We start from the raw sequence: 25831 nt of genomic DNA on the forward strand, positions 1-25831 counted from the left end.
CGGCTAAATGATGTTGCGTTGATTACTGATAAGACCATTCCAGAGTAACCCCTGAGAATGCACTATAAGCTCTTATACCAATATACCAAGTATCAGCAGCTGGGCTATCGACAGTACAGCTTTCAGTATTGTCGCTGCCTGCGGAACGACAATCATAGCTGAGTCTGCTTGGCTGCGAACCTTTACGGATGAACAAATCTGCATCACCTGTACCACCATCGGTTGTAATGTCAAAAGAAGCCACCCCGGAAGGAATAGTGATTGGGAAGTACAGCCAATCGCCAGAATCAGCACTCAAGTCGGTTTCAGTTCCGGAATCCCCTTCACCACCGCCATTATCACTTCCAGTGGAATAGCTGGCCGTCAAAGTCGCACCGGAATATTTTGAGTAACCACGAATCATAATGTAATAGGTGTCCGCACTGGGTGAAGACACAGAGCAGCTTTCATTGTTACCAGATTCGTATGGACGACAATCATAAGTAGTCGTGGTTGGCAGTCTGCCTTTACGGGTATACATATCTGCATCACCCGTTCCTCCTGCCATTACCATCTTCAGAGAGGTCGCATCAGCAGGCACTTCGATTGAATAATACGTGACACTACGGACAGCACCAGACAAGGAGACAGGTACACCGTTTTCAATTGGCGTAACCGTTTCATCACCACCGTTACCACCATCACCGCCAGTGCCACCACAAGAACTAGTATCAACACCAACAGCACTGAACGCAGCGTATACCGCATCCACATCGTAAGACAAATCGCCAGCGGCACTTACGACACCACAGGCCGCATCACTGAAGTCACTGTTTGAACTCCAGTAGTTCTGGTTAGCCAGTACAAAGACATCAAACGCTTTATGAGTATCCCAACCGCTGGTTTCAGCAAGAAGGTAAAATGCTTTATTAAATACACCAGAACTATAGTGCACATCCAAACCAGCGTAATAGTCAGACGCATTATCGATAGAACTACCGTCTCTGGTTGGATCATTCATGTATCTCAGTGCACCGCTGGATTTAAAGATCTGCTCACCGACCATCCAGTCATTGGTACCTTTCATGTAAAACTCAGCAGCCTCACCCGCCATGTCTGAGAACGCTTCATTAATACCACCGGCCTGGCCACTGTATCGCAGGTTTGAGTTCTGTTCAGTAAAGCCATGACTGACCTCGTGAGCAGCAACATCAAGACTGACCAATGGAAAAAAAGTACTGCCACCATCACCGAAGGTCATCTGAGCGCCATCCCAGAAAGCGTTCTCATAATTACGATCATAATGTACCCGCATCCGTAGCTTATGAGTCAACGGCGCAACGTTGTACCAATCGCTATACATATCGAAAATCACACCTCCGAAGAAATGCGCATCATTCAAAGGAGAGTATGCTCCGTTGACCTCCTGATAAGTATTCTCTGGGCAATCAAACGAAAAGACAGAACCACCGGAAGTGCGGTTTTTCATATCGATTGTATCGACATTACTAGTACTCATTTCACAGTCGCTATTAACTTCCATTTCAGGAAACTCAGTACCGTAATAATACTTTCCGGTTTTGGTGTTACCACCAGGGCCAACAGCATCCCGATGAGCCAGACCATCCCACTGTTCCAAAACCTCACCAGTATGTGCATCGATAAAGAAAAACGGACGAGTCGGCTCAGAAGTGTATTCCACCCAGGACACCAGGTAAGCCAGGTGTGCTTTATTTTGAGCGTCAACATAAATGTACAAAGACTGATTCAGGTTCTCAGCAGAGGATTTCAGAGTAGATAAGCTTAACGCACCAACTGTGACACCTTGAGTAGAGCGATCAACAATTGCCTGCGTCATCGCAGTGTTAACTGCCGCAGTACTTTTGATACTTGGTTTGACTGAGGTTACATCAGTAGAAATGTCAGATAACACCTCGCCACGAAGATTAACAGCCACTCCTTGAGCAGAACCCGTTACAGTCACTCCCCAAACAGGAACCCCCTGGTATGACTGCTGATAACGCGTAATGGTTCTTCCATTTGCCAGTGTACGAGTACTTACAACGTCCAAAGATGCATCGCTATTTGCTGCAACTCCATTAGAGAACATTGCCTGCGTCGCAGGAACATATTGAGCAGCCTGAGCGGAAACAGCTATGGCCAAAGCCAATGGTAGGCTTACCCCACTAGAAATTTTTATCTTCACTTGTTTATCCTTCTTAATGGTGACGAAATTTGATAGGACATAGATGAACCATACAAAGTTTATATGATTTATATCCGTCAACTAAAATTTACATCTATTCTTTTTTGGCTGAACAACTAAAGACAACTGGATTTCTATTGTCGAATTCCACTTTTCAAAACCGTTTCAGAAATATCGAGACCTAAGACTCGAATAAGCCTTAGCATGCTTATCTGATATCAACATGAGAATCACATCTATAAAAAATTGTGATCTCATTAACAATAATTTAAATAATATTTTCAAACTGTCAACATTACCTTCAAAATAAAAATGCTATGAGCGCACGAATACTCAAACAACATTAGCATCATTCTTAATATGGACAAAGTCCATAAAGTACCTTGTTTTACGCACTTTTCCCTTTTTATCAAACGACTAGAACACCAATGAAAACAAGGTCAAAAAAACAAAAATCAGCATTCACCATTCTTTAGTATGAGGAAACAACCTTAGAACATCCGACAATCCAAAAAACATTTAAATAAACGATGTCAATACAAGCTGCATCGAAAATTATTTATTATTGTCACGACACGCTGACAACCATCAATATCACTTTAATTTCGCTGCATTAACGTACCCTCCAGTTTCAATCGAACTTAAACATGAGGGCTACAACATGAGCATAAATCGATTCTCTGTTCCAAGAGAAATTATTTATGGTGAAAATGCCATAAAAAGACTGGCCGAACTACGGGGAAAGCGAACCGCGATTGTTACCGGAGGTAACTCAATGCGACGCTTTGGCTTTCTCGACCGGATTCAAACGTTATTAACGGAAGCAGGGATGGAATCCATTATTATCGACGGCGTCGAACCCAATCCCTCCGTCGCCACCGTTCATCGTGGAGCAAAATCGATGATAGCATTCGAACCCGATTGGATCGTTGCAATCGGCGGTGGTTCCGCACTTGATGCTGCAAAAGTCATGTGGTGTTTCTACGAACACCCTCAGATCAGCTTTGAAGACATCATTGCCGTGGGCTCCATGCCCCCTTTACGCAATAAAGCCCGTTTTGTCGCCATCCCATCCACCAGTGGCTCAGCATCTGAAATCACTGCTTTTTCTGTGATTACGGATACTGAAAAACATATAAAATATCCCATCGTTTCAAGCGATATCGTGCCGGATATAGCCATACTTGACCCGGAAATTCCTGAATACATGCCAGCGCATGTTACCGCTAACACCGGTATGGATGTCATGACTCACGCACTGGAAGCGTATGCCTCTATTGCCGCAACCTCGTTTACCGATCCATATGCTGTGGAAGCTATCCGACTGGTTTTTGCCAACATTGAAACTGCCTACAAAGAACCACATAACAAAGCAGCCCGGTTCAATATGCATAATGCTTCTGCATTGGCAGGTATGGCGTTCACCAATGCGTCACTTGGACTGGTTCACTCGCTGGCCCATAAAATAGGGGGAGAGTTTGGTGTTACGCACGGTCTGGCAAATGCAATTCTATTGCCATATATCATTCGCTTTAACCGGCAGTTCACCCAAAAGTATGAGCAACTGGAACGACTACTTGATATTGATAATATCGCCCAAGAAGTCAGCACACTGAATTCAAAATTAAATATTCCAAATTGTTTTAGAGAATGTTCTGAAGTTAAATTTGACGAATCTTTGTTTCGGGACGTCTTACAACATATGAGTGAAAATGCTCATGCAGATCCATGTACTCTGACCAATCCCGGAAAACCAAGCGTAGAAGATGTTAAAGCTATATATATGGCGGCTTTTTACGGTCAAGAATAGCCGTAGAGGAAAAAAGAGTCAGATCGCAGAACGGTAATGCCGTTCTGCGATGAATGCTGTTATTGTACCGGGCTCTCGAAGTATTGTTTGACGAGTTTACAAAATTCCTCTCGATGCTCATCACGTGTACAGAATGACGTCACCATCCTGACCACTTTTTCATCTTTGCTTAAATGACACTCCGGAGCAATCTGATCAGGATACCATTCATAAAATACAGCACCAGATTCGGTCAAAAACGAAACCAACGCACCAGGCATGATCATAAACAATTCGTTAGCCTGTACCGGCCAAGCGGACTCTATTTGTTCATAACTTAGCAGCTCTTCTGCCAACATGGACGCTTGATGGTTAGCATGGCGAGCAAGATCCAGCCAATGGTTATCTTGTAACCACGCAGAGAACTGTACACCATAGACTCTTCCCTTTGACAACAGGTGACCGGTTCGTTTTCGCCGATGTTCAAAACCAGCTGCCAGCTCTTTATTGAAGAATATCACTGCCTCCGCGCACAGAGCGCCACACTTGGTCGCTCCCAACGTCAACACATCAATGCCTGCACGCCAGGTGATATCAGCAGGCGAACAATCCAATGCAGCGACAGCATTGGCAAAACGGGCTCCGTCCATATGTACAGGTAAATGATGTCGCTTCGCCACCGTGCACAATTCAGTCAACTCTTCAATTGAATACACCAGCCCGGCCTCACTCACCTGAGTAATGCTCAAGGCACCTGGCAAAGGATTATGAGGAGGATGATAAGCATCTCCTGTCATATACTGATCCAGCTGATCAGCAGAAATTTTACCTTGTCCCTGTGAAATCGGCTGTAACCTTGATCCGGAAGTAAACAGCTCCGGTGCAGTGGACTCATCCATATAAATGTGCGCACCACCATGGCAGAGAATGGTTTGCCAGGGCTGTACCACGCCAGCAAGAGCCAGACAGTTGGCCGCAGTACCTGTGCCAACAAAATAAACCTCCGCGTCACATTCAAATAGCTCACATATTGCCTGTACGGCTTGCTGAGTCCATTGATCCTCACCATATCCCGGGGTAAATCCATCATTGGCCTTCACCAGAGCTTCCAAAATACGGCTTGAGGCTCCCGCCTGATTGTCACTGCCAAAAAACACTGTTTCTCTCCTTCATACTAATGATATCTGGATGGTACGGATTCCCTGTCCGAGCTCCAACCGCTTTTTTGTCACCGTAACATTTTCAAGCAACGCTAAAGAACTGACTTATCTGAAACATCACCCTCTCTACATAACCAAAGCAGCGACAGCCCTGGCCCGCATCTTGATTGGTTCACATACAGATATCAGGTAGATTGTTATTCATCGAATAATATGGATCGCCATCAACGCAACAGGACACCTTTATTAACCCATATAAAAATGAGGTTGAATACACGGATCCCCCTCATAAGCAATGCTTTATAGATTAAGCGCTTGAGCGCCAGCCTGCACACTAGCCTTGAGATCAACCTTCAAATAGTCAGAGATCAGGTTAAACAATGGACTTGATCGTACGCATCTTTGGCATCTTCAAATATATACAGAAAATGATCACATAATATCGGTCATCACATCCCTCTGACCGCTGAAACACAAACTCCCGACACATAATCCGAGCTTACTTATCCTGTTAACAGAAAAACCCAAGACAGGATCGCTTACAACTGCAAAGCCAATATAGCCAAGGTCAAATTCTATATTTAACTTAAAAAACTTATAGTTTTAGTATTCCTAAGAATATAAACAGAAAAAACGACATTACACATCCAGTTAAAAACCCGAGCCGTTAATATCTGGATAGAAATATTTTCAACACACGACGTTTAGTTTGAGAAAATAAACTATTTGTATACCCAAAAAGTTCAAATGATATTCATAATTTTGAAACACTATCCCGATAATTTTTTGGTATTTTATAAAATCAAAAATTTAAATTTAAAAAAGACGGTAGGTTTCCGTCTTTAAACAGATACCAAACAAGCCAGACCTCAAAAGGCAAAAACAGTCCTACCCGCTCTACATCAGAGCAACAGATATATACCTTTAAAAACCAAGAAAGAAACCTTATGTCATGACCAACCAAAACATAAAGCAATAATTATTTGAGGCCTAGCTTCTCACGGAGACTGGAAAATTGACCACCTGTAGAAGGCAAAGAAATGAGGAAAATGACTATTTTTATAGATAAAAATCGTAAAATCATGGAATTGTCATACAAGAGAGCTAACGATACATGGTATCTGCCAGGTACACCGCTTATCCTAACTGGAACCTGGCAGGGATGAGGTAAAAAGGTACCGAGTGGCGCAGTTACTGAAGGATTCCCTTGAACTTCTTGCGGTCCACTTTAGGATCAAGATCCTTATATTGTTTTAATTTCATCCGCAGTAATTTCATGAATGCTTCACGGTCAGGTATGTTTTCCAGGAGCTCTTCTTTCTCCTGACGCTTCAACTTCCTTTGTTTAGCGAAGCGGTTTACAGCCATCTCCCAAGCTGCTTCGTAGCCATTGAGGCGGATTGAAAAACGTTTGATATCAATCTTAGGATTCATATACGTTTCAACCACAAACACTGGTGCAAAGTTCCAGTATGCCTCTCCGGAATCCCTGATCCTGTGCAAAACATCAATCTGAATGCCTATCCCAGCCGGTAAACCTATATCCAACAACCTACGGTTATTACGGGAGGAGCGTATCTTTGCGAAAGTGGGATACTCTCGCTGCAGCTCTTCGGCCAGCGCGTACGCCTGCTTTTTCGCCTCTCTTTTACCGAGTTGTTTAATACTGAAATAGTGGGACTTCTTGATATTAGCCTGAAAGACCCGATAGCCAACAAAACCGCCAGCATGTTCGCCGACATCATAAAATCGTACATTTGAGTAAGGTGTGGTTTTCTTTTTTACAGCCATAATATATGCCTGGAGTAGCAAAAAAACTTTTTATGGTTGTCCCTAAGAAACAGCCGCTGCTGCTGTACCGTCAATATATATCAGATTATTTTACCAAACTATTGCCCAGCTAATCATCTAATAAATTGATTTTACGGAAAATTAACAGGTATTTTTTGTCAATTGCCCCAAAACAGAGCGAGTGCATCTATATGATCGTTCGAGAATATTATCGACTATCATTTACAAGACAAACTCCTGAAGCATTTTCATACAGCCATGTCCAGCTTCGGAGTTTTTCTAGTGACTCAATGCCGTCATAACTGAAATAAAATTGCCTCTTCGGTAGATAGGAGTACCGTGTTTCATAAAACTTTTCAAGCCCGTTAATAGTTTTTAATCAAAATAGTATTATTATTTTTAACATATTATTAGATATCGTTTACTTTAATCTTTTAAACCTGATAACAAAACAGTAACCACACCTGGAAATCAACTTCAGGAACCCTGTAAATCGGCAAATTTACCTCTTTACTCTATGAAAATTGTTTAGTTTTTTTTAAAAAGATTATCAGTTTTTTATGAGAGCGAGAATGATGATCAGGAACAAATTATCATGATCATCACCGCAGTAGAGAAGTTAAACCCGGCGGAGCCATTCCTTGGCACTTGCAAACTTCGCCGGGTTTGATAGTCAAATCATCAAATATATATTAGTTACCATAACAGGATGGTGAGATAAAACTTCCGTCGTGATTACCCTGGACCCCAAAATAAGTACTGCTACCAACTCCGAGACTACCATTCCAGTTAACACTATCTGCTAGTACTGTTACCCCATCAGCAGTCAAATCTGCATTCCAGAAGTTAGTCAGCTCAGGTGCCTCTTGATATTCCAGGCTAACTTGCCAGTGCTCAACAGGCGCGTTGCTGATATTGGTGACTTTAACCTCAAGTTGATAACCCGTGCCCCATGTATACTCAGAAGTCACTTCACAGGAGACCAAGGAGTCATCACCGCCATTATCACCACCGTTGTCACCACCGTTGTCACCGCCGTTGTCGCCACCGTTATCACCGCCATTGTCACCGCCGTTGTTGTCATCACCGGTAAACACTGTTGCTGGTTGGGCAGTAGCCCGGATACCGTTCTCACCATTAATCAGGCGATCACCCCACTCAGAAAGATTGTTCAGATTAAAATCAAGTGTAATATCAAGTAGCTCAGACTCCGGGCTACCAGAGTTGCCAGACCATGACCAACCGATATAGCCAAGCCCCATTTCCTCAGAAAGGGCCATAATAGAGTCCACATCTACACTGGCACCCTGATAACCTACGGAAGCGAATTCGCCGATTACCAATGGAACCTGATTGGTATCCAGGAACTGGGTAATGTAGTTGTATACCGAATTGTAATCGGGGTATATCTGGTACATATGCACACTGAAAACGGTATTATGCAAATCATCTGCAGTCGCAACAGTGGCTGCGTGCTTCAGCATAACCTGCTCCCAATCCTGTCCCCAGCTAGGAGCATCAATCAGCAACGTATGGGTCAAACCGCCATCACGAAGGCGCCGAATAGCATCCATATGATCATTAATCCAGACACTCGATGAGACGTTATTGCCAATGGGTTCATTTCCGATATTAATGATGACGTAGTCTTCTTCACCTTCCAGCACACTGGCGATATCCAGCCAATAATCCACCGCATTATCAAGGGAAGCAGCAGCACTCTCCTCACCGTAACCAGTGGTATCATGCACCTCCAGTACTGCAATCATCTTGTGTGCTTTTAGTTGTTGGATAATATCTGCAACCTCACTGGCTGAGGTCCGATTCCAACGATAACCATTACTCAGAACAACTCTAACAGTATTCGCCTTGACACTAGCAATATCCTCTATTGCCTGAGTAGTTCGATTGGTAAACCAAGTATGGGCGTGGTTGATTCCGCGCATGACAAAAGGGTTACCATTGCCATCCAGCAGTTGCGTTCCGGAAACTGAAAATCCAGCTTGACATGATATTGAAATCAACATAATGACAGCTGTTTGCCAAAGCGCTTTAATCCAAAAATTTCCCGGAAAATGAAAATTCTGCATGAGCATATTCTCCAATTTAGTAGTAGTGACTTGATACCCCTCCCGACAACATGCACCCCTGCTTACTGTATCATGGTTTCTACAATACCAATGCGTAGGATGCTTTGGTCTGGTCGTTATCAGGTGGGCGGATATAAACCATAGAACGAAGCAAATCCATTCAGCTTTACGTACAACAATTGGAATCGACATACTTCTGGATACGTGACTCTCGTATCTCGGCTCGGTTAAAACCGTGTATACCAGAAGTATTCTGAACTGACTTCAGCGGGGGCGATCAGTAAGCTGATCAGACATTACACATCGATGCCTGAAATCAAAAAACGCTCACATCGTAAGTGACAGTACTGCTTTGAGGGCTATTCAAATGCATATAACTACCTTAAGTCACTATGCTCTAAGAAATAAGCCTGCCTTATTGGTTGTCAATATTTCTCTAAAACCGGCAAATCACCTTCATATAAGTTCATACCTAAAAACGATAAGGGTTATCATACAACGAGAAATGGATTCTTCAGACAAACGCGCCCCAACCAGCAACTCAGGCTCTGGAATATAGCAATTCATCCAGACAGGCAAAACAGCTTATTCGGACGACGCCTAAGGCGGCAAAAAGTCGCCAGTCCCCGCAACATCCACGTTAACAAGAGGAAACCGGAATATTCCTGCGCCCTGGTGATGAGTTGGTTTTCCTGAAATTCCTGAAAACACAAATACACGATGGCTTGGGACAACTATCATCAAGGTAGATTTGCACGATATCGAAATAACAAATACGACGACTAAACAGTCAACAATTTTTGTATTGACCGAATTTCTTCCTCATGATCATTGACCAAAGCCAGGACCCCGTATTGATCAACATCTTGTGCCGCCTGAGGCAACTTTCGATAAGCCGCGACGTCACTAATCGGGGGTAAATGATGGTCTGGACTGGTTCGCTTCAAAGCGCAATACAAACCCAAATTAACCATATCAACGATACTTAACTGATCAGAAAGACTATCAAACCAGCAACCACTGGACTTTATGACGTGAATCACCTGATCATCGAGCATCCATTTTTTTAGCATGATGGCCGCCAGGCTCTTGCTATACTCTTTGCAGAGCAGATCAAATTCCTCCGTACTGGGAAAATCATCCACTTCCTTTAAAGCACTCAGTATCGCCAATGTCCCAAGCTCTATTAACAATCCTGCCATGAGAACCTCTTCGACATTGACACGGGTATACTTTTTAGCTATCAGAGCACTGATCCCGGAAGTCAAAGCTGCACGCTCCCAAATCTGGCTATAAACTTTTTTCATACGGATGGAGCGAAATACGAACAGGCTCTTGATCGAATATACCATAGCGAGACGATCGACTTTCTCTCGACCCAACACCCCCACCACGGCGCTGACTGTATTCGGCGGATGAGCTCTGTTATAGAGAGGACTTGCCGCTGCAGACACCAACAGCGCCACAAAACCAGGATCGCAGGAGCAGATTGCAGCCAATGCTTCGTTGCCGACGTTAGGATCCTTCACTGCTTTGCGTAACTCAAAAGTGGAAGCAGGCAATGAAGGCAACTGCGCCGGATCCGCCATCACTTGCTGTATGACAGAACGATAAACGCTGGAATGGTGATCAAAGTAAGTCATTATAATTTGCGCCGGTTGAGACCAATAAGCCAGCCCAGCCGCACCTCTATAACCGAAATGGCACGATACCTTTGTCAATGAATAACTTGTCCATATGGTGCCGCTTCAAATGGTTTACTGCCAGACAAACAACGGTTATATCACGGATATTCTCTGGGTCCCAACAATCATCTGGCTAACTTACGGCTAATTCCCAAAAAAACAGGCAACTTACTGTTTTAATTACAATTCATACGTTTTTGAGCAATAGTAACCAGAGGGATAATTACCGGTCTGTCGTCGATATTATGAAAGCTAAACCCCTGACGACAAGTGATAATTTATCATCACATTATTGAATTGAAATATTTTCATTGCAGGCAATTTATTCTTTATATTTCAAGCTATTTTTGTATCACCAAAAAACAATGGGAAAGGCTCACAAAAAGAACACTTTATTGTGCAAATTTCCAACTTCTGAACAATTTATTATCAAAATAAGTTTTTTCTGTATCAGGAGAAATTTTCATCCGGACCCACCAGTTCCAACGCTATTTCTAAACCATTAAATTATCAAGATAACTAAAAACCCAAAACAACAAAATTGAAAAATCGTTTCAATTATTTCTTAAACTCTCAAATCATATGGAAGGTTTTCGAAAAATGAAAATATCTACAGGTGCAGCTCATCTATAGATGAGAAAATGACTTAACCTCTAAAAAATAAGCGATTCCATGCAAAAAATTACTGGATTTAGAAAATCACTAACCAAGAAATTTGAAATACTAGCTAACCATGATAGTCAATAGAAAAAACATGAAAAAATATTTCAATAATTACTATTTTTTGATTTTTCAGGACAACACATGCGGCATGCCAGAAACCCTAAATCTGTTTTTGCTAGAGAAGTGAATAACTAGGGCCTCTAAAAAATGACCGGGTATCGAAGGTCCGTCACTCAATGGGCAAAGGCAGCACATGATGCGGTGTGGTTATTTGCCCGGCGGGCGATTGAAGTGATACAAGGGCTCACTCACAAGGTTTACTTCAGACACAATCATTTCGCTCGTCATCTGAGAGAACACTGGCAGATTTTCTTTTTCCACCTGATAGCAGCCAGATACACAAAGAGGTTTCTACCACGAAAGCCACCACATAGGACGGCTGCACCAGATCCACCCATTGCGGTGTTACGAAACGGGTGAAACTGCCAGTCAGATAGATCAACCCGGTTGCTACCAACCCTATCCCAAGTACCACAGGCAGTCTGACCGAACGCATAAACAACACTCCAAGCAATACATTGGAGATACCAAAAAAAATCAACCCAAGGTCATAGCCATAACGATGCAAATCCAAAAACAGCATGATCAGCGACTGTTGTTGCAAATCATCTGTAACAGTATTGATCACCAGCCAGGGAGCATAGTAGTTTAACAGATTCATCCCCAGCACCGCCGTTTGAATCATACGGAAAATAGCTACCAGCATGGCGAACATCTGACTGGACGATTTGAACAGGCAATAGAACAGCCCCGCGACCGCAGCATCACACAGCAGCATCAGAACATCTGCGACAAAACCGGACTGATATAATAATGCAGACTCTTTAATATTAGACACAGTGGTAATTGGATCATCATTGACGATGAGTTCACCTCGTACAAAAACTTCGCTGAACAACCCGCATGCAATAATGGATAGGTATAGAACACCCGCCACGCGCCCTACAACAGGGTATCTGGTAATTGAATTCATCTTTGGATTCTCACAAGTTAGCCATTGGGTATTTGAGGTGGGTACACCTCGCTTTAGACCGAATGCAGTACAGATACTGCATTCAATTCCAGTGGAATATATTCAAAATGACTCTAAAACGGGGCGTATTCATGATTTCTTTCCCAGCCGTTTATCCAGAGACATTTTCAATTACCGCAAGCATTCCAAAACAGACTTTTATTCGCCATCCTTCAGTGGAGTGCATCGCAGTGTTTATCATCGTCACTGAATAACAATAACCACATTGCCACGTTTATGTCCGGTATCCACATAGCCATGTGCTTCAACTATCTGCTCAATAAAATATTGACGATCAATGACTGGCCGGTATACACCGTTTTCCATTAATCGCGCCAGGAAACGCAAATCCTCGGCACTCTCACGGGCAACCCCGGTCACCAGTCGTCGCCCCCTTCGTCGTGAGACCAGCAACGCTTTCCAGTTATCGGAAAGATCAGCCACGACTGCCAACAACCGCCCCTGAGGAGACAAGCATTGTTTTGATCGTTGCCAGGGAGCCGTTCCCACCGCATCCAGGATCAAATCATAAGTTTCACCATCGTCGGTGAAGTCTTCACGATGATAATCAATGACTCTGTTAGCACCCAAACTCCGAACCAGATCTGAGTTGGCACGACTGCACACGGCAGTCACTTCGGCACCGAAGTATTTTGCCAGTTGAACCGCTGCCGTTCCCACCGCACCCGAGGCACCGTTAACCAGCACCTTCTGGCCAGAGTGGATATCACCATGGCGACGCAGGAAATCCAACGCCGTGGTTCCGCCAAAAGCCAGACACGCTGCCTGTTCGTAATTAGCATTAATCGGCTTGTGGGCAATCGCATCCGTTTCGCCCAGAGTACAATATTCGGCATGCCCGCCGAGTCGGCTTCCCGTGAGAGCAAAGACCTGATCACCCGGTTGAAATCGAGTAACGGCAGGACCTGTCGCAATCACTTCACCAGCAATTTCGACACCCAAAACAGATTTTCTGGGCCGAAAAAAACCGAAAGCCAAACGGAGAATCAGGCTATATCCTCGGGGCACTGACAAACTGCGGATACGCCAGTCAGCAGCGCTAACAGTACTGGCATGCACTTTAATCAACACCTCATTGGCCTTCGGAACGGGAGTTTCAATATCCCTGATTGAAACGACTTCAGGGCTTCCATATTGTTCAAAGACAGCGGCTTTCATTATGTCTCTCCTGGCTCATCGAACTGCATCACAATACAACGACAAGCATTTATGTTTGTCCTGAACGATAAAGCCGAAAAATTATCCATACAACAAGACTGTTTCGGCTTCAATAAACACCTGCCGTTATCTGACTTACCAGTGATATCCGAGACTGATTCCGGCATGAATGCCACCACCATTGCGCTCATCGCTGGCAAGATTAACGTCAGCATAGGAATAACGGATATCTAAGCCCATTTTGAACTGACGGCTCAAATTCATCTGTACGCCAGTACCCAGCCATACTCCTGCGCCATGGTCTTCATATTTTACAGTGATGTCAGATCGAACCTCCTCCTCAGCGTAAACCAGCGCCAGACCTCCACCTATATAGGGAGTAAACAATCCCTCACTCAAATGACAATATTTACGTAAACCAATATGTGCCTCGGCGGTGTAGTCGGTCACACCAACGGCCCCATCGTCTTTTTCATTCCCAGTACCAAAAATATCGAAGGCCAGACTGACAGGCCAACTCTGAGGTCTGACATCCAACAATATACCGATAGAATCCTGCTCATCATGATGAGACCAGTCATCTCCCAACCATTTGTGGCCCAGTACACCACTCAAGTTTCCGGTCGCCAGTGTGACTGGTGCTGCCAGCGCCAACAGCAAATAAGAGCCTAGTTGAATGACCGTATGTTTACTCATGATTACATCTCCATTGTGTAATTAAACTGATGTTCAGTAGCACTTTCCGAAGGCCACTGATCATTATCTTGATAACATTTTGCGAGTTTGAAACTCCAGTTAGCAGAAATGTTATTTGCGTACCGAACCCGGCATCGCTCTTGACAGCTTGCCGTGCTCGGAATAGAGATTATTCAGTTGAAGTGAGTTTCACATCACCACATGTGGTGATTTTGTGGGGTGATCAGAATGGAGGGTTTAGGGAATCAGGCCCAATTGCCGGGCCAGAGTAACAGCCGCACGGCGGTTATTGACATCAAGCTTTTGATAAATGTTCTTGGTATGAGTACGCAGTGTATTCAAAGAGACAAACAACCTGTCAGCAATCTGCGGGCCACTCAGATCACCAGCCAACAGAGTCAATACTTCCAGCTCACGCTCGCTCAATGACTCACCCGAGGACTGCCCGGCTGGCACAGCCGTTGTCATGATCACTACTGCCAATGATTCAAATTCAGCATTGATAGCCACATAACCAGCCTGGCCAGCAAGCGTCGCTGCACGAATAGATGTCTGCACCGCCAATTGCGTCTGACCGGCCAGTCTTTGAGTCAGGGATTGCAACCACAGGAGTTCGATGAGAGATCCATCCCGTTCATCTGCCTCAACCGTCTGCCTCATCCTACCCAGCATCGCCTGCAAATCAGCCAGCGTCCCTTGCTGCCAGCGGTCTGGTTGTAAAAGGTACCATCGGGCCAACGTCAGATATTCGAATTCACGAGGATAGGGAATGTCATCCGTCAAATGCAAACCCGTGCTGTCGGCCCAATCAGCCACCCGATTGAACATTCCTTGGGCCAACCACAACCGCGCCTGCCAAGCAGATACCGGACGAACATCCGGAGCCGGACCAGCCAACTGCAACTGCGCGGCCTGAGCCAGCAAATAAGCAGCTTCTGCAAACTGCCCTTGAACCTGTCTTATCCGTGCCATGGCAATATACCAGCGATGGCGGGACTCCAGCAGTCCGGCCGACTCGCCAAGTTCACGGCTGCGATTCAACTGCTCAATGGCAGCCTCCAGTTCGCCTCTTTCCAACAGAATCTCACTGACAAGCACATGTACATCGGCCGTTCCCTGGGGAACCCATTCCCCCTGACCAGAGGCCAATTGCAGAACACTTTGGCACGTTTCATAGGCCTGTTGCAGACGCCCAAGAGCCATTTCGGTTTCAGCCAGCAAATAGCTAGCACTGATGATCGCACTGATGTCCGACGATACTTTCATACTGGCCACACCGTCACTGATCGCCTGTCGGGCAGCTCTGACATTTCCCATATTCCACTGGGCGAGTCCAAGCAACACACCGGCAGAACTGCGCCAAACAAAGTCCTGCTCGGGCAGACATTCAAGCGCTTGGTGAGCATGTTCAATAATGCCGGCAAAATCCCCCGTTGCGCCGGCATAATAGGCCCTTCCGATGGCAACAATCCCAGGTATCTGTGCCAGTGCGGCTTGGTTTGACACACTGATGACGTCTGTCTGCCCTGCATCCATTGACGCAATCAGTGTTTCCGCGGTCGACAAATATGAATCAGCACGATCAAGATCGGCAGACAACAAAATCAACCCGAAATAACCACTGAGCACCGGCCGGCTACGAATAACAGCATCCGGTAACTGTTGCATCCAACACGAAAACACATGCTCCGAGGCAGTCAAACGCAAGGTCGGCCAGCAACACTCCACCAGACTCGCGACGCGCTCATAATCAAGCGCCTTCAACGCATGGTAAATGGCATCTTCAAAATCACCCTGTTGTTCGAACCATACGCTGGCGCGAAGATGTTGTGATGCAGACGATTCATATTCAACCTGCAACCGGGCCTGCAGGGCCTCAGCAAACAAATGGTGATAGCGATACCAATGGCGCTCGTCATCCAGTGGAATGACAAACAGATTGAGCTGCTCCAGAGATCTCAGCACTGACCGACCATTGGATTGTCCAGTGACAGCATCGCACAGATCTCCGGACAGCCGTTCCAATATGGATGTCTGCAGCAGAAAACTACGCAGGGATGCCGACTGTTGTTGCAGTACCTCTTCCACCAGATAATCAATAACAAACCGGTGGCTGCCAGTGAAAGCTTGAATGAATGCTTCGCCGTCATTGCGCCCCTGCAATGATAGCGCCGCCATTTGTAAGCCAGCTATCCATCCCTCGGTGCGCACTTCCAGTGCCTGAATATCCGCTTCGCGCAGCTTAAGTTGCATGGTATGACCCAAAAACTCCGCCGCTTCTGCAGTGCTGAATCGCAGATCAGCAGCACGCAACTCTGTCATTTCTCCTCTCACCCGCCAGCGAGCCAGTGGAATACCTGGGTCTTCACGGGTACAGATCACCACATGCGCATTGGGAGGCAAGCGCTCAATCAGAAAACCAAGCGCGGCATCCACCTCTTCCTGATCAATAACATGATAATCATCCAGCACGAGCACAAACTCCGTTCCGAATGCAGTCAGATCATTCAACAAGGCGGTCAAGATCGTTTTTATCGCTGGCAACTGCGACAATTGCAACAGTGCCATCGTCCGAGCCGTACAGCGTTTATCAATGGTGGTCAACGCAGCAGCCAGATAACGGACAAACCGTAATGCCTCTGCATCAGCCGCCTCAAGCGAAAGCCAGGCACCGGCACATTCACACTGTCCGATCCATTCATTGATCAAAGTGCTTTTACCAAATCCAGCCGGTGCGGAAACCAGCGTCACACGGCCACGCAAACCGGCATTCAGACGCGCAATCAAATCCCGGCGAAACACCCGACCCTGTCTGAGCGGCGGCTGATATAACTTACTCGCAAGAATCGTATCGGGCATAGTGAGCAGAAGTTCCTGGACAATGAAAACTGGAAAATCATAACAATGGTTTAGGTGCTTTTTAGGGTTCCAGTACGGCACTTGTCAACCATTCGATAAGGCTTTAATTCTCAATTCTGAGTTGACCGGAATGGAAAGATACCGTATTGGTATCCAACTCCTTACACCAAGAGCGTTTTATGGTTGCACTCTATATTGCTCACGTGGTGCTCTATGCGTTGTTCGCGTGGTACTTTTTAAGGCTCCCGAATGCTATTCGTGAAGTCTCCTTTTATGGCTACCTGACAGCACTGCTGATTCTTGGTGGATTTGTGGGCTCAATCTATTCAATTCCCATTAGCGAACACATCCTGCTATCTGGCGGAAATCTGCTGTATGGCGCCTTTATGATGACCGTCACGCTGTTCGTTCTGGCAGAAGCTAATCTGATCATTCTCAAACACGTGGTAAGACTGGTCATCATTGCCGATCTGTTTAATTTTTTACTGGCCCGGCTGATGAATCTCTCGCTCAGCCAGCCTGGCATCGTCAATTCGTTTAACGTTCCGGCCGGCCCGTTCGAAGTATCCGCAGCGTTTATTATTCTCGGAGGGGTCCTGATCATTCTGGAACTGCTGTTCCTGATCATCACGTTTGAATGGTTGCGTAAATATATTCGCCAAAAAAACATATTGGCATTTTGCTACATTCTGCTGTTCATTGGGGTCATTTGCGCCGATGGAGCTCTGTTCCCACTGATCGCTTTTGGTTCGAATGCCGAGGTACTACAGATTATCATTGGCAATCTGCCGGGTAAGATCCTGCTGGCCAGCTCATTCAGCGTTCCACTGTACCTGTTTGCCATTTTCTACCGTGAACGATTTGAGCGCTATATCCATCAAGCACCCTTTGAGTGGTCGCTGATGATTCAGAACAGTAGTCAGCTGATGCAGGAGATGGCACATCACAAACGCCTCCAACAGCAGTCCAGTGCGTTCTTTGAACATTCTTCAGAAGGTATCGTAGTCACCGATGCCGATTTTGAAATTATAGACGCCAATCCAGCGTTTCTGCAGATGACCGGCTATCAACAACTTCCACAGATAAATCTTTGGACAATCGTCACACAAGTGGAAAAAGAATCGGTTTCCAAGCAACTGGAAAACGGCCACAGTCTGCAGGTTGAGGCTTGTATGATAAGCCGGGACGGCACCCTGCTATCGACAATGATGTCAATCAGCCCACTGTTTGAGAAAGGTAGACTGGTCAATCATGTGACATCTCTGGTGAACATTGATGACCTTAAGAATATTCAGCAACGCCTGGCGTTTCTGGCAGAACACGACGTTACCACCGAACTACCCAATCGCCGCGCCCTGGAACAAACCATTACCGGCATTACTGCCGACACAGCCTTAATGATCGTCGATCTGGATCACTTCAAAGATGTTAACGACAGCTATGGCCATCCGATGGGAGATCATGTTCTGGTAGAAACGGCCCAACGACTGCTGGCGATCAATGAGGGGCAATGGTTTCGTATCGGTGGCGATGAGTTTGCTGTTCTGCTCGACACCAATATCAACACTCAGGCACTGCTCACTTATGCCAGTATCATCCAGCAGCAGCTTGTACCAGTATTCGAACTACCCAACTACGCTCGTATACATATCTCCGCAAGTATCGGTGTCAGCCGTTATCCGCAATTGTGCAAAACGCCGGAGCAACTGTTACAACAGGCTGATGTCGCCTTATATCATGCCAAACAAACCAAACGTGGTAGCTTTACGCTGTACAATCAGGACATGAGCGAAGCTCTAAAACAACGACTGGAACTGGAAAATGCACTTAGGGATGCTCTACAGCAAGGTCACCTGACGGTCTATTTTCAACCACAGTGCAATGTTCAAAATGGTCGTGTGACCGGTGCCGAAGCGTTGGTTCGTTGGCTCGATCCCGATAAGGGACTGATTCCGCCATCAGACTTTATTCGTTTGGCAGAAGAAACGGGGCTCATTGAACAGATCGGTGAACTGGTTTTGCGCCAGACCTGTGAACTGGGGAAAGCGTGGTGCACCCAAAACCTGCCTGCGCTGAAACTTTCCGTCAATATTTCTCCTTACCAGCTACGTTTCGTCAATCTCGTGGACATGACCCGACGCATTCTTACAGAAACCGGCTTTACCGCCGAATGGCTGGAGTTGGAATTAACCGAGAGCGCGATAATGGAACGGGAACAGGAAGTTATTCCTCAATTGTTGGCGCTAAGAGAAATGGGAATCAGCATTGCCATCGACGACTTTGGAACCGGTTATTCTTCATTGGCTTACTTAAAAAAATTTCCTCTCGACACACTAAAAATTGACCGTAGCTTTCTAGAAGGTATACCTGCTAACCGGGATAGCCGGCAGTTGACCCAAACCATTATCAGTCTTGGCCACAATCTGAATTATCAAATTGTGGCAGAGGGAGTTGAAACACAAGCCCAGCTTGACTTTCTCAAACAATACGGTTGTGACACATATCAAGGGTATTTTAAAAGTCCGCCATTACCGGCACCGGCGTTTATAAAACTGATTGATCCGAGAGAACAGCTGGCTTAATTAAGGCCACAGCTTGACAGGTGATATTTTTTGTTCATTTTTGCCCCGCCTAACATACATATGACCTCATTTGTCACAACGCCTTAAAAAAAAGACGTTTCCGGAAGTATACGACACCCAGAGTTTGACCAACACGCAACGATATCGTATTCATAGCGCCCCCTGGTACTAATGAATGATTCCCAATATGCCTGAACTTTATATAGCTCATGTTGTGCTATATGCCTCATTTGCGCTTTATCTGGTCCGTTTGCCAAACTTCGTCCGCGAAGTCGCATTTTATGTTTACCTGACCGCGCTGATTATCCTGGCAGAATTTGTTGGGCGTACTTATACCATTCCGATCACTGATAGCCTCACAGTATCAGGCCATAACCTCCTGTATAGCGGGTTACTGATGACAGTCATAATTTTTCATATCGTCGAACCACATTTGATTGTCTATAGACATATGCTACGGAAATTTTTACTGATTACCCTGTTCAGCGTGGTATTGATAGAACTCCGGCATGGCTTATCACTCTTTCATCCCGGAATACAACCGACTCACCCTATCCACCTGTCATTGACCGTGCTGCTATCAGGATTTGCATTAACCCTTCTTAAAATATTGGTACTGCTCTATCTTCTGACCAGAATACGCAAACTTGTCCGCCAGCCCATCTTGCTGGCAGCCGCTTACATTGCCTTGTTTGTTGCCATTCTGCTGCTGGATGTAGAAATGGATTCGCCAACAAACTACAGTAATATTCCTACCGTGGTGATGACTGATATGTCTGCAAAACTGATACTGGCCGTATCATTCAGTCTGCCGCTGTTATTATTCTTCGTCCTCTACTGGCCCAAATACATTCTCTATATTCGTGGGCACACCATATCACGCACACTTGACACAATGACGGATGAGCGGCTGATGACATTAGCCATCAAAAGCGAACGCCTGCAGCAAATATCCTCAGCATTCTTTCAACATTCTTCAGAAGGAGTGGTGGTAACAGACCGTTTTTACACTATCGAAGAAATGAATCCGGCATTTTGTGAAATTACCGGACTGACATCCGGTGCCCAAACACACTTCTGGGATATTATTCAAACCGATGACAACAAAAGCATTCAAAAACAACTTGATGCCGGCCAAAGTATCTGCACCGAGGCATACATCGTAACCGGTCATACTCTCAAAGATATCATGGCATCCATCAGCCCGATCTTTGAAGAGAATATAATTGTCGGCTATGTAGCCACACTGCTGCGTATCGATGAGCTGAAAAACACTCAAAAACGGCTTGCCTTTCTGGCGGATCACGACGTCACCACTCGCCTCACTAACCGACGAGCGCTTGAGCAACTACTGAACAAAATCAAAAAATACGATTGTGCCACGCTGATTATTCTGGACATTGATCATTTCAAGGATGTCAATGACAGCTATGGCCATCCTCAAGGAGATGAAGTGCTGAAAGAAGTGGCCATGAGGCTGCAACAAAACGACGACTTTTCCCGAAAATGGTTCCGAATCGGCGGCGATGAATTCGCCTGTCTGGTGATGGAGGATATCAACATCGAACAAGCTTGCGAATTTACCAGCCACTGCCTGAGCCTGTTACACAAGCCGGCACTGAATCTTTCCAACCATGCCAAAGTCCACATTTCTGCGAGCGCGGGCGTCACCCAGTATCCAGCTATCAGCTCAAGCCCATCACTGCTATTGCAACATGCCGACGCCGCCCTTTATCAGGCAAAACAAACCAAACGCGGCAGTTGGCGACTGTATAGCAAGGATATTTCCGACTCCTTACGGCAACGGCTGAAAACCGAATCCGCCCTGCGCGACGCCATCAACAACAACCAGCTGGAAGTCTTTCTACAACCACAGTGCGATGTTAAAACCGGAAATATCACCGGTGCCGAAGCTCTGCTCCGATGGCGGACTCCTGAAAGCGGAATGATTCCTACCGAACAATATATAAAATTGGCAGAAGAAACCGGATTGATTGAAATGATCGGTGAACACGTCCTAGCCAAAACCTGTCAACAGGGCCGGCAATGGCTGGATCAGGGATTACCTCCAATCACATTGTCGGTCAACGTATCACCGTATCAGCTGCGGTTTGTCAACTTAGTGGAAGTCACAACGAACATCCTGCAACAAACCCGTTTTCCGCCACACTTACTGGAACTGGAAATCACCGAGAGCACCTTAATGGAACGGGAAAAGGATATTATCCCGCAGCTGCAAACATTGCGGGATATGGGCATCAGCATTGCCATCGATGACTTTGGTACCGGATACTCGTCACTGGCGCACCTTAAAAATTTTCCTTTTAATACCTTAAAAATCGACCGCAGTTTTATCGAAGGTATTCCCTCTGATCCGGACAGTGTCGACCTGACCCAAACGATAATCTCACTGGGGCACCGTCTCAATTTCCGCATGGTTGCTGAAGGCGTTGAGACTGAAGAGCAACTCGCGTTTTTGCGCCAAAACCATTGTGAAACTTATCAGGGTTACCTTAAAAGTCCGGCCGTGGAAATGAGAGAATTTGCAGTATTACTGGAACGGGAAAATACCCAACTCAGCCACTCATAAATAAGCAGCATTTTGCAGATGAGATAATTTTCGAGTTTTATTCGGCTCTAGAATTTATTTTTCCATATCTGTTTCAAATCCTTTTCCTTAATTTATTTTGTGTGATAAATTAATTACTGGAGCATCAAAAATGTTCCGGTAATTTTTTCCTTTTCAAAAACAACAACATAGATGTCTACCAGAGCATTCTGGCCGGACTCAAGGAGAAAACATGAAATCTGTCTTACTCCGATTTACCCATCTGATCTGTCTGCTCGCCCTGGTGGTTTCCGCCAATGCATCTGCCGCCGGAAAAGTCGGTATTGCTATGCCGGAGAAAACAATTGCCCGCTGGATTGCCGATGGCAACAACATGGTTGAACAATTCCATGCAGCTGGCTATGAAACCATACTACAGTACGCCAATGATGACCTGCCGACACAGTTGGCACAATTGGAAAACATGATTCTCAATGACGTCGATGTATTGATCATTGCCGCTATTGATGGCACAACTTTGTCCGGAGTCCTGTCTCAGGCCGCTGAAAGGGATATTAAAATCATCGCCTATGACCGCCTGATTCGTGGTTCTGCCAACGTCGACTATTACGCGACATTTGATAACTTCCAGGTGGGTGTGATTCAGGGCAGCTATATCGAAAATGCACTCGGTTTGAAATCTGGTAAAGGTCCTTACAATATAGAACTGTTTGGCGGCTCACCGGACGATAACAACGCCTACTTCTTCTACAATGGCGCCATGTCTGTGCTGCAACCCTACATTGACAGTGGCAAACTGGTTGTTAAAAGCGGGCAGATGGGAATGGATAAAGTTTCCACTCTGCGTTGGGATGGCGCAACCGCTCAATCACGTATGGATAACCTGCTCAGCGCCTACTATACCGACGCCAGAGTTGATGCCGTGCTGGCCCCGAATGACGGCCTGGCTATAGGGGTCATCTCCTCCCTTAAAGGGCTGGGCTACGGCAGTAAAGGTACACCGATGCCGGTCATTACCGGTCAGGATGCTGAGATTCAATCCATTAAAGCCATAATCGCCGGCGATCAGTCTTCCACGGTATTCAAAGATACCCGTGAACTGGCAAAAGTAACGGTTAGCATGGTGCAGGCACTGATGGAAAACGGTACACCACAAATCAACGACACCAAAACCTATGACAACGGTGTCAAAGTGGTACCAAGCTACCTGCTCAAACCCGTCAGCGTGGACGCCAGCAACTGGAAGTCAGTGCTGATCGACAGTGGTTATTACACCATGGATCAGATCAAGTAACCAAAATAATCAGTCGGGTGATAAAAGTTAGCTACCTATACATTTATCACCCTTTCTGAATCATTCCTGCTCAGTATCACCTACCAATCGTCAACATTTTTCTATTGCACTCCCTGGTCAATCATAGCTTTGACCGGCCTTGCAGCTCTGTTGATCTATCAACAACCATGATTGATTTTCGAAAAAAAACCCCGGGTTATCTGAAAAATATAAAAACCAATATTGACTCAGACAAACGTAAAGGTTATTTGTCGCTGATTAATAATTTGGCAACATAACTGTCTGATTATTAATATGAAAATATAAATTCCCATATATCTGCGCCAAACAACGGCCAGGTACGGATGAGCATCAGCACTTTAACTTGCAAAAGGTCAGTGAAATGAGCAACCGTATTAGGATATTAAGATTAAACAAAACCGGGCTACCGCAGGAGTGGATTACCCGGGAGGAAGCCGCAACCCTGTATGTCAAAGAGCAGGTGCTGTGGACACTGGGCAGTGAGCACCTGCGAATCAATGGCGGCCACAATCGTTCTGGCCAACGCTCCTATCTATTACTTGCCCCTATCATTGCCTGCGAAGGCGAAATCTCAAAACACCACTTCGTACCCGCCCTCAGCAACCGCTTGTTATTCCGCCGCGACCATCACCGCTGTATGTATTGCGGCTTTCAATTTGATGACCGGTCACTGACCCGGGACCACATTATTCCCAAAGTACAGGGCGGTCGTGATAACTGGACCAACGTAGTAGCAGCCTGCGTACGCTGCAACAATCACAAAGGCGGACGCACCCCCGAACAGGCAGGCATGGGGCTACTGGCCATTCCATTTGCACCAAACAGATTTGAATTCATGTACCTTGCCAACCGCCAGATCCGGGCAGACCAAATGGAATATCTGCAGTCACGCTTTAGCGGTCAACGAAGCTGGGCTGCCTGACCCAGCTACTAGCGATCCCCCTTCCCGGCTGAGCAGGTCTGTCTTATCGGTGCCGGATTTGTTAGGCTTTGCGCCTGTTAACTGCGCGTTTGTCGTTTTTATCTTCATTCCCGCCCAAACCAACTGCCGCAATTTAAAGAGGACGGCATTATGATCGAAGACAATAAAGTTGTATCCATCCACTACTCCGTGACCGACGAAAATCAGCAAGTGATTGACAGTTCTGAAGGTAAAGACCCGTTAACTTACCTGCACGGTGCCGACAACATCATTCCCGGACTGGAAAAAGCGCTGGCCGGCAAACAGCCTGGTGACTCATTTTCTGCCGTTATTCCGCCTGCTGAAGCCTATGGCGAATACAACGATGCCATGATCCAACAAGTGCCAATGAACGCGTTTGAAGGTGTGGATAAAGTTGAACCCGGTATGGCATTCAATGCTGAAGGTCCTCAAGGTCCTATTCAAATCGTCGTTACAGAAGTCAACGGCGACGAAGTCACCATTGATGGCAACCACCCTCTGGCCGGTAAAACCCTGTCGTTTGATGGCACCGTCGTCGAAGTGCGCGAAGCCACTGAAGAAGAAATCAGTCACGGTCACGTACACTGATACGCTGTTTTCCAGTGTCGGAACCCTTTCCGGCACTGACTGCACAATCCCCCACTCCCTAACCCCCCTACCCTTGTCACAAATCCGACAATTCAAGCACAGCCGGCTAGCAACGCTGCAGGTATGACAATCACTTTACTTATCGACTAACGCTAACTATTTGAAAAAGCGGGATTTTCCCGAACACTGCCGAGAACCGGAATGGCAGCATTATTGCCAGCTGAATAGCCTACACCGAATACAGGAATCAGCCATGCACTCAACTGTCAAAACAATGCTGGTCACCGAACTGACCAAACATCTATCAGATCCAAACGTATTGTTACTCGACTGCCGCAAAGCCGCAGACTATCAGGCCGGTCATATTGATGGCGCTATGAACTCTCATGACCGACTGGTGGAATCATTGATTCGCAAAGGCGATAAATCCCGCAAGATCATCATCTATTGTTATCACGGTCACAGCAGTGAGCACCTGGCAGAGCTGTTCAACGGCTTTGGATTTACCGACGTCTATAGCGTTCAGGGAGGCTATGAAGCGTGGACCCGCTGCACAGCCGTTTGAGGTGAGAGGAATCAGTTGGCCCGCAATCCGATAGCGATCGTCTGCATGGGCACAAAACCAGGCAATTGCTCAACCCGTTGCAACCAGGCTCTGATCGCCT

General features: G+C 45.9%; 16 protein-coding genes. 7 read left to right on the forward strand and 9 right to left on the reverse strand.

Features of this window, described 5'->3' with window-relative positions; genetic code table 11:
- Positions 1–22 precede the first annotated feature (22 nt).
- Positions 23–2185 (reverse strand): M4 family metallopeptidase, encoded by a 2163-nt coding sequence (locus tag ACQY6I_RS15420; RefSeq protein WP_428242387.1) that lies wholly within the window; start codon positions 2183–2185, stop codon positions 23–25.
- Between the two features lie 661 nt (positions 2186–2846).
- Here ACQY6I_RS15420 and ACQY6I_RS15425 point away from each other — a divergent pair.
- Positions 2847–3995: an iron-containing alcohol dehydrogenase gene (locus tag ACQY6I_RS15425; RefSeq protein WP_428242388.1), complete on the forward strand. Its 1149-nt coding sequence runs from the start codon at positions 2847–2849 to the stop codon at positions 3993–3995.
- 59 nt (positions 3996–4054) lie between these two features.
- On the opposite strand, the gene ACQY6I_RS15430 is transcribed toward ACQY6I_RS15425, so the two are convergent.
- The 8 genes from ACQY6I_RS15430 to ACQY6I_RS15465 form a co-directional block, all read right to left on the reverse strand.
- Positions 4055–5131 carry a threonine aldolase family protein gene (locus tag ACQY6I_RS15430; protein ID WP_428242389.1) on the reverse strand — a complete coding sequence of 359 codons (1077 nt, stop codon included), beginning with the start codon at positions 5129–5131 and terminating at the stop codon, positions 4055–4057.
- A 1194-nt stretch (positions 5132–6325) separates the two neighbouring features.
- Positions 6326–6925, reverse strand: coding sequence for a hypothetical protein (locus tag ACQY6I_RS15435; protein ID WP_428242390.1), 600 nt, complete (start codon positions 6923–6925; stop codon positions 6326–6328).
- A gap of 692 nt (positions 6926–7617) precedes the next feature.
- Entirely contained in the window at positions 7618–8952 is a 1335-nt protein-coding gene (locus tag ACQY6I_RS15440; protein WP_428242391.1) for a cellulase family glycosylhydrolase, read from the reverse strand.
- Positions 8953–9797: 845 nt separating this feature from the next.
- Positions 9798–10658, reverse strand: a complete 861-nt coding sequence (locus ACQY6I_RS15445; protein WP_428242392.1) for an HDOD domain-containing protein — start codon at positions 10656–10658, stop codon at positions 9798–9800.
- Positions 10659–11685: 1027 nt separating this feature from the next.
- Positions 11686–12396, reverse strand: coding sequence for a DUF4386 domain-containing protein (locus ACQY6I_RS15450; RefSeq protein ID WP_428242393.1), 711 nt, complete (start codon positions 12394–12396; stop codon positions 11686–11688).
- 243 nt (positions 12397–12639) lie between these two features.
- Complete coding sequence (locus tag ACQY6I_RS15455) at positions 12640–13614, reverse strand: NAD(P)-dependent alcohol dehydrogenase (protein ID WP_428242394.1); 975 nt, start codon at positions 13612–13614, stop codon at positions 12640–12642.
- Between the two features lie 135 nt (positions 13615–13749).
- On the reverse strand, positions 13750–14310 hold the full coding sequence (locus ACQY6I_RS15460) for an outer membrane beta-barrel protein (protein WP_428242395.1): 561 nt from the start codon (positions 14308–14310) through the stop codon (positions 13750–13752).
- A gap of 237 nt (positions 14311–14547) precedes the next feature.
- Positions 14548–17169, reverse strand: a complete 2622-nt coding sequence (locus ACQY6I_RS15465) for a LuxR C-terminal-related transcriptional regulator (RefSeq protein WP_428242396.1) — start codon at positions 17167–17169, stop codon at positions 14548–14550.
- Between the two features lie 179 nt (positions 17170–17348).
- Here ACQY6I_RS15465 and ACQY6I_RS15470 point away from each other — a divergent pair, with 179 nt between their 5' ends.
- The 6 genes from ACQY6I_RS15470 (at position 17349) to ACQY6I_RS15495 (ending at position 25731) form a co-directional block, all read left to right on the forward strand.
- The gene (locus ACQY6I_RS15470) at positions 17349–19751 is read left to right on the forward strand and encodes a putative bifunctional diguanylate cyclase/phosphodiesterase (RefSeq protein ID WP_428242397.1); all 2403 of its coding nucleotides are present in this window, start codon (positions 17349–17351) and stop codon (positions 19749–19751) included.
- 187 nt (positions 19752–19938) lie between these two features.
- Complete coding sequence (locus ACQY6I_RS15475; RefSeq protein WP_428242398.1) at positions 19939–22341, forward strand: putative bifunctional diguanylate cyclase/phosphodiesterase; 2403 nt, start codon at positions 19939–19941, stop codon at positions 22339–22341.
- A gap of 211 nt (positions 22342–22552) precedes the next feature.
- A complete protein-coding gene (gene chvE / locus ACQY6I_RS15480; RefSeq protein ID WP_428242399.1) occupies positions 22553–23614 on the forward strand; it encodes a multiple monosaccharide ABC transporter substrate-binding protein in 1062 nt (353 codons plus the stop codon).
- Positions 23615–23996: 382 nt separating this feature from the next.
- The gene (locus ACQY6I_RS15485) at positions 23997–24557 is read left to right on the forward strand and encodes an HNH endonuclease (protein WP_428242400.1); all 561 of its coding nucleotides are present in this window, start codon (positions 23997–23999) and stop codon (positions 24555–24557) included.
- 147 nt (positions 24558–24704) lie between these two features.
- On the forward strand, positions 24705–25166 hold the full coding sequence (locus tag ACQY6I_RS15490; protein ID WP_428242405.1) for an FKBP-type peptidyl-prolyl cis-trans isomerase: 462 nt from the start codon (positions 24705–24707) through the stop codon (positions 25164–25166).
- A 253-nt stretch (positions 25167–25419) separates the two neighbouring features.
- Complete coding sequence (locus ACQY6I_RS15495) at positions 25420–25731, forward strand: rhodanese-like domain-containing protein (RefSeq protein ID WP_428242401.1); 312 nt, start codon at positions 25420–25422, stop codon at positions 25729–25731.
- Positions 25732–25831 lie beyond the last annotated feature (100 nt).

It is taken from the genome of Gynuella sp. (assembly GCF_050297175.1).
GTDB lineage: Bacteria > Pseudomonadota > Gammaproteobacteria > Pseudomonadales > Natronospirillaceae > Gynuella.